Origin of the sequence: Hymenobacter endophyticus (assembly GCF_032464715.1) — a bacterium.
Lineage (GTDB): Bacteria > Bacteroidota > Bacteroidia > Cytophagales > Hymenobacteraceae > Hymenobacter > Hymenobacter endophyticus.
In genome coordinates this window covers 58396-74484 of record NZ_JAWDJT010000001.1, presented here as the reverse complement: position 1 = coordinate 74484, position 16089 = coordinate 58396, and the positions used below count along the sequence as shown (strand labels likewise).

The following is a 16089-nucleotide window of genomic DNA, read 5'->3' as shown; positions in this document are numbered from 1 at the left end:
TCAGGCCGCTTCTTGCAGGTTGTGCCGATGCATCTATAGTGGCGCTAAGCAAGGAAATCTAGTGAGCAGCCCCCGAACCCTGAGTGCTCAGCTGCACTACTCGAACCGGCGCATTATTTCCCTTCCGCTTACTTCCGCAGAAAATCGGCAAACGACAACTGCTCGTACGCCTGCCCGAAGCGGAGCTGTTGGTCAGGTACGGCGGAGTCCCGCTCAATTACCTGCCGGGCCACGTTATCATAGGTTACGGTGCCGGCCGGCGTCACCACGCCAAATCCATCGGTGAAGCAGTAAAACGCCGCGCCGCCGGGCCAGGCGGCCGGGGCGGGGGCCAGCAGGTCGCGGCTCCAGCGGAAGTTGGTGGCGGGTAGTTGCAGCTGGCGCAGCAGGGTGGCGGCCACGTCGGTCTGGCTGCCGATGGTGGTGATTTGGCGGCCCTGGGCCGCCGGGCGTAGCGCCCCGCCGGTCAGCAGCAGCGGCACCCGGAACTTGGCCGGGGCGTGGTTGGGCGAGTCGCCGGGCTGGGGGTGGCCGTGGTCAGCCACCAGCACTACCAGCGTGTTCTGCCACCAGGGTTGTTGGCGGGCCTCAGTAAGAAACCGGCCCAGTACGTGGTCGGTGTAGTACACGGAGTTGCGGAAGCGGCTGGCCTCATCGGTGCCCGGAAAGCGGGTAGGCATGGGCACATCGAAGGGCTCGTGGGAGCTGAGGGTAAAGGCCGTCACGAAGAACGGGGGCCGCTGCCGGGGCAGCTCCCGCAGCATCCGCTGAAACAGCACGTGGTCGTGGGCCCCCCATTTGGAGTTCTGATCCTGGCGCGCAAAATCGGCGCGTTCCGTTAGCTTCTCGTAGCCGGCCGTCACGAGGTAGCTTTTCATGTTGGCAAAGGCCAGTTCGCCGCCGTGGTAGTAGGCTGTGCTGTAGCCCTGTCCGCGCAGTACCTGGGCCAAGTGGGGCAGCCGCTCGGTTTTGCGCGGGTACTTAATGATGGAGGTAGCCGGTTGATTAGGGTAGCCCGAGAGCAATGCCACCAGTCCCTTCTGGCTCCGGTCGCCGGCGGCATACAGGTTTTGGAAGGCTATACCTGTGCGGGCTAGGCTGTCCAGAGTGGGCGTTACACCCATTTCCCCGCCCAAGTGCCCTACCAGCTTGCCCGTGAAGCTTTCCAGAATGATGAACAGCACATTGGGCCGCGGGGTGCGCAGCAGGGCAGTAGAATCTGAGGTGGGCTGGTAGAGGGGCCGTACCAACCGCTGAGCCGCCGAATCGGGCATGAACTGGTAGGGGCTGGGGCCCGCGTTCTGCAGAAACAAGGAATTCACCACATTCCAGGGCACGTTTACGGCAGCGTGGTTGGCAAACGGCACGCTGGAAAAGTACACGTCGCTCTGGTTTACCGGAATCTGCTGTAGGCCACCCCGCAACGGCACTGCTAACAGCAGCAGATACAATAGCCCCGCCAAAGCCGCCCGGCCCCGTCCAAAACCTGCCGGCAGCTCGGGCAGGCGGCCTACAATTCCTTTATAGAAGAACCAACCCAGGGCCAGCAGCCCCGCAAACAACCCCAGCAGCAACGCCACCGGCGCGCTGCCCGCCGAGGCAGCGGCTTCCTGGGGCGTACTCAGGTATTGCAGGGGCGTGGCATCGAGCCGGAAGCCCCAGGCCCGGTACAGCTCCAGGTCGGCGGTAGTCAGGGCGGCCAGCACAACGCCCGCCACGGCCGTGAAGAAGCGCAGCAGCCGCTCCAGCGGAAACCGTTTCCCCAACAGGCTGCCCACGGTAAACACCAGAAATGGTACCACGCACAGATATGCTGCCGCCGAGGCATCCAGCCGGAGGCCGTAGCCAAACAACCGACCTACAGTACCAACGGGCAGGGTACGGGTGTGTGCTACATGATATAGCAGGAAGACGGCCTTAGCCGCCACAAAGTACGCCAGCCAAAAAATGAAGTAGCGGGGCTGAAACGCGAAGCGGTTTTTCACCCTGCAAAGGTAGGCGTTGCCATTTCACGGAGAGTATGGCAACGCTGCTAATGCTACTGCCCGCACCCACGTCAACCAGGCCGTGCCGAGCACGCTCATAGTTGCTGATCAAGGAACCGAATCTCAAATCAAGCCCTGACTCCATACTCCAAGTAGCATGGTCGAAGCCTAGCTGCCTAACTCCCTACTGAGCCTACTATCTGCATAGCGGCCGGCGGGTGCCCTCTCGATTCAGGGTAGGAATAAGCAATTAGTGGCTGTTTTTTCTGAAACAGCTACTAGAAAGAGCAGGGTAGAAGATAAAAACAGGAGGCTAATTGAAAAAACAGCTAAAAAAAGTGAGGGGTTATTGCAAAAGCCTGTTTCCTGCGTGTACCTTTGAGGCAGTAACCCTTGATTATCTCTCACGCCTAACTCTAGCATGGCAATTCTTCGCTTCAAAGCTCTCGAACTAGTTGACCAGCGCCAGCCGTTGGCCGTCACCGTCGCTGGTGAGCGTCGCTCCGAAACGTTCGGCAAGAACGTGTTCAACCTCGATGCCATGCGGGCCACCATGCCCGGCGAATACTTCAAGAAGCTTCAAGCTGCTATCAAGCAAGGCTCGCCAGTAGAGCGCAGCGTGGCCGATGCTGTGGCTTCGGCCATGAAAACCTGGGCTATGGCCAAGGGCGCTACGCACTATACCCACTGGTTTCAGCCCCTCACCGGCGCTACCGCCGAAAAACACGACTCCTTTTTCGACCTGAACTCCGACGGTCGGCCAATTGAGAACTTTAAAGGCTCGGCGCTGGTGCAGCAGGAGCCCGATGCGTCCTCATTCCCGAACGGCGGTATTCGCAACACCTTCGAGGCCCGCGGCTACACTGCCTGGGACCCCACCTCACCGGCGTTTATTCTCGAAACTGCCGGGGCCAAAACCTTGTGCATTCCTACCATCTTCGTTGCGTACACCGGCGAAGCCCTCGACTACAAAGCTCCCCTGCTGAAGTCGTTGGCCACCCTGGAAAAGGCCGCTGTGGATGTGTGCCAGTATTTCGACAAGGACGTGCAGCGCGTGCACACCACGCTTGGCATCGAGCAGGAGTACTTCCTGGTTGACCGCGCCCTCTACAATGCCCGTCCCGACCTGGTAATGACTGGCCGTACTCTGTTCGGGCACGCGCCGGCTAAAGGTCAGCAGCTCGATGACCACTACTTTGGCTCGATTCCGGCCCGGGTGCACGCCTACATGCTGGAATACGAGGAAGAAGCCAATAAGCTGGGCATTCCGTTGCGCACCCGCCACAATGAGGTAGCGCCCCACCAGTTTGAGTGCGCCCCCACCTTCGAGGACGCCAACCTGGCCGTCGACCACAACCAGCTGCTCATGGACATCATGGAGCGCGTGGCCGACAAGCACAACTTCAAGGTGCTGCTGCACGAGAAGCCCTTTGCGGGTGTCAACGGCTCGGGCAAGCATAACAACTGGGCCATGAGCACCGATACCGGCGTAAACCTGCTGGCTCCCGGTCGTCGTCCGAAGGAAAATCTGCAGTTCCTGACCTTCTTCATTACCACCATCAAGGCCGTGCACCGCTACGCCGACTTGCTGCGCGCCAGCATTGCCTCGGCCAGCAACGACCACCGTCTGGGCGCCAATGAAGCCCCGCCGGCCATCATGTCGGTGTTTGTGGGTTCCATGCTGGACTCGGTGCTGGATGAGTTGGAGCGCACCGCCAAAGTGCCCCTCGACAAAGGCGACAACATCTACCTGAAGCTCGGTATCGATAAGATTCCGGCCATTCTGCTCGACAACACCGACCGGAACCGCACCTCGCCCTTTGCCTTCACCGGCAACAAGTTCGAGTTCCGCGCGGTAGGCTCCTCGGCCAACTGCTCCTCGGCCATGACCACGCTCAACGCCATTGTGGCCGAGCAACTCATCGACTTCAAAACCTCCGTTGACAAGCTCATCGGCGAAGGCAAGAAGAAGGAAGTAGCCATTGTGGAAGTGCTGCGCGAGTACGTTATCAGCTCGAAAGCCATCCGCTTCGAAGGCAACGGTTACTCCGACGAGTGGAAGGATGAAGCCGCCGCCCGTGGCCTGAGCAACATCCCCACCACGCCCCAGTCGCTGGATGCTATGGTGACGGAAGACGCCGCTTCGCTGTACCAGCGCCACAACATTTTCTCGCACGTGGAGCTGCACGCCCGCCACGAGATTCTGCTGGAGGACTACATGAAGAAAATCCAGATTGAGAGCCGCGTGATGGGGGACTTGGCCGTGAACCATATCATTCCCACGGCAGTTGCTTACCAAACCAAGCTCGTAACCAACGTACGCGGGCTGCGCGAGTTGGGCCTCGACGACGAGAACACGCAAGTAACCCTGGATACCATTAAAGCTATTTCGCGGCACATTACCACCATCAAAACCCAGGTAGATGAGATGGTGAAAGCCCGCAAAGTGGCCAACAAGATTGACGACATGCGCGAGCGGGCTGTGGCCTACTGCGACACCGTAAAAGCACATTTCGACACCATTCGCCGCTCCGTGGATAAGCTGGAGCTAATGGTGGCCGATGAGGACTGGCCCCTGGTAAAGTACCGCGAACTGTTGTTCCGGCACTAAGTCCAGAGTCAGAATCGGGCCGGAGTTGGGTGGGAATTTTCTCCGCGCCACGATTTCAGAAAAAGCCGTTCCGGGTGGGGCGGCTTTTTTTTGTGCCCTGCGTGTCCGCGCTCATCCACACATGCTCAGATGACCGTGCGCTCGTACAAACCGTCTACCAGAGTTGCATAAGTAATACCGCGAATCTGTTAGCCCGACGGCGCCCTGGCCAGTAAGCCAATAGGCCGGTTGCCCGCAGGCGGGTTCTGTTCGGTTGGCGTTGTGAGTAGCCCTGGCAACTGGCCGCGGGCGGGCAACTGCTGGCCCTGTGTGCTATCTGCAAAGCTGTTAGGGTGGAGATGGTAGGAGCAGGGATGCTTTGGGGTATTTGCGAGGAACGTCATGCCCTACCTAGTCTCCGCATGTGGAAGCATGATATTTTTCGCAAATACCTAAACACCCTCGCATACGATCTGACTTGCTGGCGCTCCTTTGTAGTTGAACAGGTATATGCATAATCGATTGTGTGTTTAGATGAAAGTGCTAGCCGTAGCTTACTATCCGGGCACAGCGAATAGGGGTATGGTTGTTTTATGCAAGCAAGCAGTAGTGTATTCAAATTTTGAATAAGTGCTTGGCAATAAGAACGTTAAATATTGCGCTAGTGAATGGTTTTCGAGGTAGCAGGTGAGGGTCGTAGTTGGTTGTTTACTTGGTAGCACTCTGCTTGACTTGCTACTCATGTTACCCTCCTCTGATTTATTTTTTATGGTGAGTGACTTGTTACTTTCCTTAAAAATAACAACCTTACCCGCCCCTTTGATCGGTATTACTTCTTCCCAGTAGGTGTTCCGTCCGGATTTCTATGCCGGATAGGCACTTAGAGTATACCAATTAACTTAAAAACACAATCGTTTGTGTTGTTTATATAACACAAACGATTGTGCAACCCTCACCAATTCCCACATTCCACACGTATGATACAGCCAGTACCCGGATTGCGCCGGCTAACTCTTCCGGCTCTTCTCTGCAGCATGCCCCTTCATGCTGCTTTGGCCTCTGCTCCCACGGTGCCCTCGCTCCCTGTTGTTACCACAAACGCTACCCAGGCCGACATTACAATTACCGGCCGCATTCTGGATGAGAAGGGTAACGGCCTGCCCGGGGTCAATGTAATTGTAAAAGGCACTACTACCGGCGTGCAAACGGATGCCGAGGGCCGGTTTACGCTCACAGCCCCCGAAAATGCGGTGTTGCTGCTGTCCTTTGTGGGCTATACCACCCAGGAAATACCAGTTAGTGGGCGCACCAGTCTCAGTATTTCCCTGGTGCCGGACGACCGGGTGCTGTCGGAAGTAGTGGTGGTGGGCTACCTGGCCCAGGACCGCCAGAACCTGACCAGTGCCGTGAGCAGCTTGGATGTAAAGGAAGCGGCCAAAACGCCAGTGCCCACGCTGGTGCAGGGCCTGCAGGGCCGCGTGGCCGGCGTGCAGGTGGAAAGCGCCGGCAACCCCGGGGCCGTACCTAATGTGCTCATTCGGGGTGTGGGTACGGTGGGTTCGGGCAGCAATCCGCTGTACGTTATTGACGGCCTGTGGACGGATAACATCCGTGACCTGAATCCCAACGATATAGAGTCGACCACCATTCTGAAAGATGCTTCTTCGACGGCCGTGTATGGCTCGCGTGGGGCCAACGGTGTAATTCTTATCACCACCAAGCGAGGGCAGGCTGGGGAACCGAAAATCAGCTTCAACGGCTACCGGGGGGTGGAAAGCATCTACCGCCAGTACAACCTCACCAACCACAGCGAGTGGGCCGACCGCGCCGTGGTAGCCTACCGCAACGCCGGCCTGAACCCGGCCGTGCAGATGCCGGGCGCCGTGAAAGGTACACCGGCCTACTCCGATGCCATTGATACCAACTGGCAGGATGAATTTTTCCGCACCGGCCGGGTGGAGGATTACAACCTGAGCTTCTCGGGTGGCAGTAACAGCGGCAAAAGCTCCAGTAACTTCCTGATTTCGGGCGGTTACTTCAACCAGCAGGGTATCGTGAAGGGGCCCAAGTTTGAGCGCTACAGCGTACGGCTAAACTCAGGCCTGACGCGCGGCAAGCTTAAAGTAGGGCAGAGTGCATTGCTTACCCGCATCCAGACTACCCTGCTCAACAACGTGCCCTTCGTGGATGTGTTGACCGAACTGCCGGGCATTCCGGTGTATAACCCCCGCAACTTTGGGGGCTACGGTTATGGCAGCGCTAATCTGTTCAACTACTCGGTAAACCCTATCGGGGCTCAGGAAATCCTGAACCGGACCCAGAAGAATAACCGCCTGCAGGGAAGCGTGAATGCGGAGTATTCCATATTCGACTTCCTCGCCTACCGGCTCAACGTGGGCCTGGAAGTGCACGACTACAACGACAAGGACGCCCGCCGCAACGGCTTTATCCGCCTGGGCGAGTCGGACACGACCAATACTAGCTACCTGTTCGAGAACCGGGGAACCCAGATAGCTACCATCATTGAGAACACGCTGGCCTTCAATAAGCAGTTCGGCGACCATAACCTCAACGCCATCGTTGGCTACTCAGAGCAGAAGGCCACGGGCAACAACGCCACGGCCCGCGCCAATGGCTATTTCTCACAGCCGCAGTACTACTTCGTGCTGGGCTCGGGTACCAACACCCAGATTGGGGGAACCAATGCCTCATTGCCCCCTCTGGTAGGGGGCGGTATCGATACCTATACCAAGCGCTCCTACTTCACGCAGGCCAACTACGACTACAAGGGCCGTTACCTGCTCACCGGTAGTTTCCGGCGCGACGGTTCCTCTCGCTTTGACCGGAGCCGCAACTACGGCAACTTCGGGGCGGCCTCGGTGGGGTGGCGCGTGAGTGAGGAAGACTTTTTCCGGGATGCGCTGCCGGCCGTAAATAACCTCAAGCTGCGGGCCAGCTACGGGGTAAACGGCAATGATTTGCTGCCGGGGTCTTACCTCTACCAGCCCGTTATCAACCAGAACGTGAACTACCCGCTGGGCACAGGGCAGGTAATTGTGAACGGAGGTATTCAACTGGGACTGGAAAGCAAAGACATCCGGTGGGAATCCCGCTACACGACCAACTTTGGCTTCGATCTGGGCCTGTTGGATAACCGCCTGACGCTGGCGGCCGACTACTACATCTCGACTACCAAGGATGCGCTGGTGAGCCCACCACTGCCGGGCTACGTGGGTACGGCCGGTTTCCTGCAGCCCTTCACCAATTTGGGTGAGATTCAAAACAAAGGCCTGGAAGTTGCTTTGGGCTACCACGAAAACCGGAATGCCTTCACCTACGGAGCCGACCTAACGCTGGCTACCGTTCGTAACAAGGTGCTGAAGCTCTCGGAACTGCAGCCCAATATTCCCGGTGCCCTGAACGTCACGCGCACTTCCGTGGGGCAGCCCGTAAGCCGGCTGTACCTGATGCAGATGGTGGGTATCTTCCAGAGTGAGGATGAAATACGCAACTACCGCTCCGCCGACGGCCGCGTTATCCAGCCCCTGGCCCGCCCCGGCGACGTGAAGTACGAGGATGTGGACGGTGACGGCCAGATCACCTTCAACGGGGACCGGAAGTTTACCGGCAACCCGTTTCCCACGCTGCAGTTTGGCCTGAACCTGACGGCTGCCTACAAGGGTTTTGACCTGAGTATGTTCTGGCAGGGCGTAACCGGCAACGACGTGCTCAACTCCACCCGCGCCTCCCTGGATGTGCTGGATGGGGGCGGCAACTTCCGCCGCGACCTGCAGCCCTGGACGGCCGAAAACGGCTCAAATACCACGCCGCGCCTGGTGTACGGGGGCGGGGCCGAAGCGGTGAAGAACTTCGAGCGGGCCAGCACCCGCTGGGTGGAGGATGGCAGCTACCTGCGCCTCAAAAACGTGCAGCTGGGCTACACCCTGCCCACTTCGCTCACCGGCCGGCTCGAAGGCCTGGGTAGCGTGCGGCTCTACGTAACGGGCCGCAACATCTTCACCCTTACCAAATACACCGGTTTCGACCCCGAAACACCCGGTTTGGGTGTGTTTGGCCGGGGCGTAGATGACGGTACTTACCCCAACGTGCGCACGTTCACGGGCGGCCTGCAGGTGAATTTCTAGGCCGTTTTCTTTCCTTCTTCTGCCTTACTTCCCATGAAACGATATTCACTTTCCACTCTGGCCCTGCTGGGCCTGCTCACCCTGAGCACCGGCTGCGACAAAGATTTGCTGGACCAGGTAGATCCTAATCAACCGAACAAGGAGCTGTTCTGGAAAACCGAGAGCGACGCCGTACGCGCCATGACGGCTGTATACTCGGGCCAGCAGATTTTCTCCACGTACAGCCTCTACTGGCACTTTGCCACCACCGGCCGCACCGACGAGTCGTTCACCCGCACCCCCGACCCCGGCCTGAACCAGTACCTGGTTTTCCGCCAGGCCAGCACCACCGATGGCCGCTCGGCCTTCTTCTGGAACGACATGTACCGGATGATTTTCCGCTGCAATCAGGTGCTCACCAACGTGCCCGGCATCACCATGAACGAGGCGCTGAAAAAGCGGATTCTGGCCGAGGCCCTGTTCATGCGCTCCTTGGCGTACTATGATCTGGCTCTGCTGTTCGGTAATATTCCGCTGGTAACCACCCTGGCCGATGCCAACACCCGCGTGCCCCAGGTAACGCAGGCCGAAGCCTACGCCCAGGTTATTGCCGACCTAGCCATTGCCAAGGCCGACCTGCCGCTAACTTACGATGCCGCCAACAAGGGCCGGGCTACCCGGGGCGCGGCGGCAGCCCTCATGGGCAAAGCCTACCTACAGCAGCAGAAATGGGCGGAAGCCTCTACCCAGTTTGCCGAGGTTATCAGTTCCAACCAGTATTCCCTGGTGCCGAACTACGCGGACAACTTCACGGAAAATAACGAGAACAACAGCGAATCCATCTACGAGGTGCAGTTTTCGGGGGCGAACCAGGTGTTCGGCCAGGACTTCCCGGGGGCTTCGGAGGGCAATGAGCGGGCCCAGTTCTTTGGCCCTCCCGGCATCGGCTTCACCGATGTGGAAATTCGGCCCTGGCTGTTTGCTGAGTTCAGTGACCGGACCACCACCGGGGGCGTAGACCCCCGCCGCGACGCTACCATGTTCAGCGCGGCCGGTACCGGCGGCTACTACGGCCGCCCCTTCGCTGACCCCAGCCGTATCTTCTGGCGCAAGTACCAGAATGACCGCACGAAGGGTACCGAAAATTTCTTCTCGGGCATCAATATTCGCCTGATTCGCTACGCCGATGTGCTGTTGATGCAAGCTGAAGCTCTTAATGAGCAGAATCAGCCCGCAGCGGCGGCGGTGCTGGTAAACCAGGTGCGGGCCCGGGTGGGCCTCACGCCCATTGCTACCAGTGGCTTTACCCGCGAAACCATGCGCACCCAGCTCCGCCACGAGCGAATTACCGAGCTGTCGGGGGAGGGCATGCGCTGGAGCGACCTGGCCCGCTACGGTCTGTTTGACTCGGCGGCCGGCCTGGCCGAACTGCGTGCCCGCGACGCGGATTTCAACAACTTCGTGGCTCCGCGCAACAAGCTGCTGCCCATTCCGCAAACCGATATCGACATTGACCGCAACCTGCGGCAGAACCCCGGCTACTAACCGCCGGCCGGTACTTTTCGGCGCAGCCGTTCAACCTTTTTGGCCTGAACGGCTGTTGCCATTTACTGCCCGTTGCCTGTTCTTATATTTCCTCCTCATGAAAAAAATAGCCTTCCTTTCGCCATTTCGGGGCCTGCTGCTGGGCCTGGGTGTGCTGCTGAGCGCGTGCCAGAAAGACGACGTGCCGGAGTTCAAACCCACCGACCCTGATACGCCGGGGACGGGGTTCGATATCAACTCCATCTCGGATACCTACGCCAACGTGGCTCCGTTGAGCAGCGCCTCGCTTTGGGGACCTTACAACGTACACGACCCAGCCATCATCAAGGCCGATGACTACTACTACTGTTACAGCACCGATGTGGGGTATGGTATTTCGGACGCTACGCTGACGTCGGGGTTGCAGGTGCGCCGCTCCAAAGACCTGATTAAGTGGGATTTCGTAGGCTGGGTATTCAACGGCCTGCCCGCCATGGGGGCCGACTTTATTCGCCAGAACGGGGGCACACCCAACAAGCTGCTGTGGGCGCCCTACGTGGTGAAGGTGGGCAGCGAGTACCGCCTGTATTACTCCCTGGCTTCCAACGTATTCAAGCTGAGCGTGATTGGCCTGGCTACCTCCAGCTCACCCACCGGCCCCTGGACCGAAAAAGGGGTAGTGGTGAGCTCCCGTAACACTACCACGCCCATGACTAATGCCATTGACCCCACCATTCTGGTGGATCCGCAGGGGCAGCACCGCATGTACTACGGCTCGGCCTTCAACGGCATTTACATGCTCAAGCTGAACCCGGCTACCGGCTTTGCCGAAACGACCGGCGACAAGGGCCGCCGCGTGGCGGAGCGGGGCTATACCGGCAACCGCATCAACGGCAACATTGAGGCTCCTGAAATCATCTATAACGCCGAGCAGCGCAAGTATTATCTGTTCATTTCCTACGACTGGCTGCTGACCAAGTATAACGTGCGCGTGGGCCGCGCCGACTCGCCCGATGGCCCTTTCCTGGACTTCAACGGCCAGGATATTAATATTGCCCAGGACCACGGCCCCATGATTCTGGCCCCGTACCAGTTTGCCGGCCACAGCGGCTGGCAGGGCACGGCCCACTGCGGCGTGTTCCAGGATAACGGCCAGTACTACATGGCGCACCAGGGCCGCCCAGGCATCGACCCCTACTTTATGAACCTGCACGTGCGCAAGATCTTCTGGACTCCCTCGGGCTGGCCAGTGGTGTCGCCGGAGCGGTACGCCGGTGAGGACAATTCCCAGGTAGCCGCCACCGACTTGGCTGGCGACTGGGAGCAGATTACGCTAAATTACCGGGTAGTACCGGGCTACGAAGTAGAGCAGAATACGCCTGATTTCCAGACATCGGTTCCGCTACAGTTGGCCGCTAACGGCACATTCAACGGCAACGCCAGCAACACCTGGACTTACGCCGCGCCTTACCTGGAGCTGCGCTGGGCTACTGGCACCTCGGCCAAGGTGTTCGTGCAGAAGGGCCGCGACTGGGAAAACAAGAAGTCGACTATTATTTTCAGTGGCCTTGATAATGCTGGAATAGCCGTGTGGGGCAAGAAAAAGTAAGTGCTTCATCACCTAGATAGCGCCCAGGTGCTGCCTAGTTACCCACGGAAGCAATAAATAGCCACAGTTTGCTGCTAGGTAAAGCCTCCTTCTCCTCTAACCTTCGGGTAAGAGAGAAGGAGGCTTTTTATTGGTATGAACGACGGTTCAAAACAGAGTGGGAGTACACAAGTAAACTTAGCGCTTAACAGGAACAGGCGAAGTTTTATTTTAGATGCAAATTGCTGATTAAAAGGTATTTGTGAGGAATATATTAGTTGTCTGGATTAAAAAGCACAGTCTCTTTTAGCAGCAGCAACACAATGTTTCTACACAAACGATTGTGTAAGTGAAATAAAAGCGCGTATTTCCCGTCTCGGAAGGGCGCATATCCATCAGCCTGACGGATTAAAAGCCTTTATGCAGTAGTAGCATGTACTATTGACTCATTACTACTGCTAATCCTGTGAAAACTCCACCATTTTCGTTCCTCCCGATGAAAATTTCCAGTTGTATTGCCAGTAGCCTAGCTGCGGGTTTGTTGCTCAGCGCCTGCAACCAGAACCAGCCCGCCAAGCAGGCTACCGGCAACTCCTCTTCTTCCATGACCGACTCTGCCCAAACTACCGCCACCGGCACCGTTGCGGCGCCGGCCACTACTTCCTTCGGCAAAACCACCGATGGTACCGAAGTGCAGCTCTACACGCTTACCAATGCCCACGGCCTGAAGGTGAGCATCACCAACTACGGCGGCACGATTACCAGCCTGCAGGTACCCGATAAAACAGGTAAGCCAGGCGAGGTGGTGCTAGGCTTTGCCAACGTAAGCGGCTACCAAAGCCCGGAGTTTCTGAAGTCAGGCCCGTACTTCGGGGCCTTGATTGGGCGCTATGGCAACCGCATTGCCAAGGGCAAGTTCACCCTGGACGGTAAGGAGTACGCCCTGGCCAAAAATAACGGCGAAAACACCCTGCACGGCGGCAAAAAGGGCTTTGACAAGGTGGTATGGCAGGCTGAGCCCGGAACTTCGGCCGAGGGCCAGACTCTGAAGCTGACCTACCTGAGCAAGGACGGGGAGGAGGGGTACCCCGGCAACCTCAACGTGACGGTGGTGTACACCCTTACGGCCGACGATGCTCTAAAAATTGACTACTCCGCCACTACCGACAAGGCCACGCCCGTTAACCTCACCAACCACGCCTACTTCAATCTGAGCGGGGGCAAAGATGTGCTAGGCCACGAAGTAACCATTGCCGCCGACCGCTACAACGTAGTGGATGCCGGCCTGATTCCGACCGGGGAGCTGCGCCCGGTGAAAGGCACGCCCTTTGACTTCACTACGCCCCACGCCATTGGCGAGCGAATTGCGCAGGTACCCGGCGGCTACGACCACAACTGGCTGCTGAATTCGACCACCGGTCTGCACGCCGCCGCTACCGTGTACGAGCCCACCACGGGCCGCACGATGGAAGTAACCACCACCGAGCCGGGCCTTCAGTTCTACACCGGCAACTTCCTTGATGGCACCCTGAAAGGCGCCAACGGCCAGACTTACGGCAAGCACGCGGGCTTCTGCATGGAAACCCAGCACTTCCCCGACTCGCCCAACCAGCCCAAGTTCCCGAGTACGATTCTGAAGCCCGGCCAGACGTTGAAATCCACGACCACTTACAAGTTCGGCGTGCGCCAATAGGTGAAGTTGTGAATTTGTGAAAAGCCGAACCTAAGGCCTGCATCTTCACAAAAACACGATTTCACAACCTCACAACTTCTCAAATCCACCCTTGATGAAATACGTTATTGGCATCGACTACGGCTCCGACTCTGTGCGTGCCGTGCTGGTGAATGCCCAGACCGGCCAGGAGGTAGCGCAGGCCGTGCACCCCTACGCCCGCTGGAAAGAGCAGCGCTACTGTAACGCCACCAAAAACCAGTTCCGCCAGCACCCCCTCGACCACATGGAAGGGCTGGAAGCTACCGTACGCCGAGTGGCCCAGAAGGTGCCCGCCGAGCAGATTGTGGGCCTGGCCGTGGATACCACCGGCTCCACGCCCGGCCCCGTGGACGAGCACGGCGTGGCCCTGGCCCTCAAGCCCGGCTTCGAGGACAACCCGAACGCCATGTTTGTGCTTTGGAAAGACCATACGGCCCTGCCCGAAGCCGCCGAAATAAACCACTTGGCCAAGACCTGGGGCGGCGAGGATTTCACCCAATTTGAGGGCGGCATCTACTCCTCCGAGTGGTTCTGGGCCAAAATTGCCCATGTGGTGCGCGAGGACGAGGCTGTGGCCCAAGCCGCTTACTCCTGGATGGAGCACTGTGACTGGCTGACGCTGTTGCTGACCGGCGGCGAGCTAAGCACGTTCAAGCGCAGCCGCTGCGCAGCCGGTCACAAAGCCATGTGGCACGAAAGCTGGGGTGGCCTGCCTTCTGAAGAGTTTTTGACCTTGTTGGAGCCCAAGCTGGGCGGCCTGCGCGAGCGGCTGTTTGAGCAAACATACACTGCCGACGAAGTAGCCGGCCACCTCTCCGAGGAGTGGGCTCAGCGCCTGGGCCTGACCACTAACACGGTGGTGGCCGTAGGCTCGTTTGATGCCCACGCCGGGGCCGTGGCGGGCGAAATTGAGGCCTACTCAATGGTGAAAGTAATGGGTACGAGCACCTGCGACATTGTGGTGGCTCCCATGCACGAAGTAGGCGACAAGCTGGTGCCTGGCATTTGCGGGCAGGTAGATGGCTCCGTGATTCCCGGCATGCTGGGGCTGGAAGCCGGCCAGTCGGCCGTGGGTGACTTGCTGGCCTGGTTCCGGGGCGTAATTGAGTGGCCGCTACGCACCTTGTTGCCGCAGTCGGTTACCTTGAGCCTGGAGCAGCAGGAAGCCCTGCGCGAAGAGCTGAGCGACAAGATGATGGCCGAGCTGAACAAAGCCGCCGCTGCCGTTAATCCTGACGACTCGCAGGTGCTGGCCCTGGACTGGGTGAACGGCCGCCGCACGCCCGATGCCAATCAGGCCCTGAAAGGTGCCCTGATGAACCTGACCATGGGCACCTCCGCCCCCCAGATTTTCCGGGCGTTGGTAGAGTCCATCTGCTACGGCTCCAAGCAAATTGTGGAACGCTTCGAACAGGAGGGTATTCCGATCAAGCAGGTAATCGGGCTGGGTGGCGTGGCTAAGAAGTCGGGCTTTATGATGCAGACCCTGGCCGACGTGCTCAACCGCCCCATTAAAGTGGCGGAGTCGGACCAGGCCCCGGCTCTGGGTTCGGCCATGTACGCGGCCGTGGCCGCTGGCATTCACCCGGATGTGGTAACGGCCCAAAAGGCTATGGGCAACGGTTTCGCCGAAACCTACACCCCCAACCCGGCCCGCGTGGCCGACTACCAGCGCCGTTACGAGCAGTACCAAGCCTTCGGGCAGTTTGTGGAGCAGAACACGCCGGCTATGACCAGCGAAGTAGCTGAAACCGAAACCGCCCAGCACGCATGAGCCAGTACCAGGAACTGAAACAGGCTTGTTACGAGGCCAATATGCAGCTGCCGGCCCTAGGGCTGGTGCTCTTTACCTTCGGCAACGCCTCAGTGGTAGACCGGGAGCGGCAAGTGTTTGCCATCAAGCCCAGCGGTGTGCCCTACGCCACCCTCAAGGCTGAGGATATTGTGGTGCTGGACTTCGCCAACACCGTGGTGGAAGGCAGCAAGCGGCCATCTTCGGACACCAAAACCCACGCCGTACTGTACAGCCATTGGGAGCATATCGGGGGTATTGTGCACACGCACAGCACCTACGCCACGGCCTGGGCCCAGGCCCAGCTGGACATTCCGATTCTGGGCACCACCCACGCCGACCACCTCACGGTGGACATTCCCTGCGCCCCGCCCATGGATGACGCCATGATTGCCGGCGACTATGAGCACCAAACCGGCTGGCAGATCATCAACGAGTTTCAGCGGCGCGGCCTCTCGCCCGAGGAGGTGGAAATGGTGCTGCTCAGCAACCACGCGCCCTTCACCTGGGGCAAAACCGTGGAAAAAGCCGTGTACCACAGTGCCGTGCTGGAAGAAGTGGCCCGCATGGCCTACCTCAGCTGCACCCTGCGCCCCGACGTGCCACGCCTGAAAGAAGCCCTCATTCAGAAGCACTACGAGCGGAAACACGGCGCGCACTCTTACTACGGCCAAAGCTAGTACCGGCTGCGGTGGACTGCTGCAACGGGCTGCCGCGCCATTTTTCTCTCCGAAAACATCCTTCAACGCTTACCACCCCGCCGGACTGCTGC

The 16089-nt window shown here is 58.8% G+C and carries 8 protein-coding genes; 7 read left to right on the top strand and 1 reads right to left on the bottom strand.

Features of this window, described 5'->3' with window-relative positions; translation table 11 throughout:
• Window positions 1–128: 128 nt before the first annotated feature.
• Window positions 129–1985, bottom strand: a complete 1857-nt coding sequence (locus ROI90_RS00310; RefSeq protein ID WP_315996344.1) for an LTA synthase family protein — start codon at window positions 1983–1985, stop codon at window positions 129–131.
• A gap of 421 nt (window positions 1986–2406) precedes the next feature.
• On the opposite strand from ROI90_RS00310, the gene ROI90_RS00305 reads away from it, so the two are divergent.
• From ROI90_RS00305 to ROI90_RS00275, 7 genes are all read left to right on the top strand, one after another.
• Window positions 2407–4596 carry a glutamine synthetase III family protein gene (locus tag ROI90_RS00305; RefSeq protein WP_315996343.1) on the top strand — a complete coding sequence of 730 codons (2190 nt, stop codon included), beginning with the start codon at window positions 2407–2409 and terminating at the stop codon, window positions 4594–4596.
• 1013 nt (window positions 4597–5609) lie between these two features.
• Window positions 5610–8720, top strand: coding sequence for a SusC/RagA family TonB-linked outer membrane protein (locus ROI90_RS00300; RefSeq protein WP_315996342.1), 3111 nt, complete (start codon window positions 5610–5612; stop codon window positions 8718–8720).
• A gap of 33 nt (window positions 8721–8753) precedes the next feature.
• A complete protein-coding gene (locus tag ROI90_RS00295) occupies window positions 8754–10244 on the top strand; it encodes a RagB/SusD family nutrient uptake outer membrane protein (RefSeq protein WP_315996341.1) in 1491 nt (496 codons plus the stop codon).
• Window positions 10245–10341: 97 nt separating this feature from the next.
• The gene (locus tag ROI90_RS00290; protein ID WP_315996340.1) at window positions 10342–11832 is read left to right on the top strand and encodes an arabinan endo-1,5-alpha-L-arabinosidase; all 1491 of its coding nucleotides are present in this window, start codon (window positions 10342–10344) and stop codon (window positions 11830–11832) included.
• A 475-nt stretch (window positions 11833–12307) separates the two neighbouring features.
• Entirely contained in the window at window positions 12308–13504 is a 1197-nt protein-coding gene (locus ROI90_RS00285; protein WP_315996339.1) for an aldose epimerase family protein, read from the top strand.
• A gap of 94 nt (window positions 13505–13598) precedes the next feature.
• The gene (locus ROI90_RS00280) at window positions 13599–15299 is read left to right on the top strand and encodes a ribulokinase (RefSeq protein WP_315996338.1); all 1701 of its coding nucleotides are present in this window, start codon (window positions 13599–13601) and stop codon (window positions 15297–15299) included.
• Window positions 15296–15997, top strand: coding sequence for an L-ribulose-5-phosphate 4-epimerase (locus ROI90_RS00275; RefSeq protein ID WP_315996337.1), 702 nt, complete (start codon window positions 15296–15298; stop codon window positions 15995–15997). The genes ROI90_RS00280 and ROI90_RS00275 overlap by 4 nt, the downstream gene beginning before the upstream one ends.
• Window positions 15998–16089 lie beyond the last annotated feature (92 nt).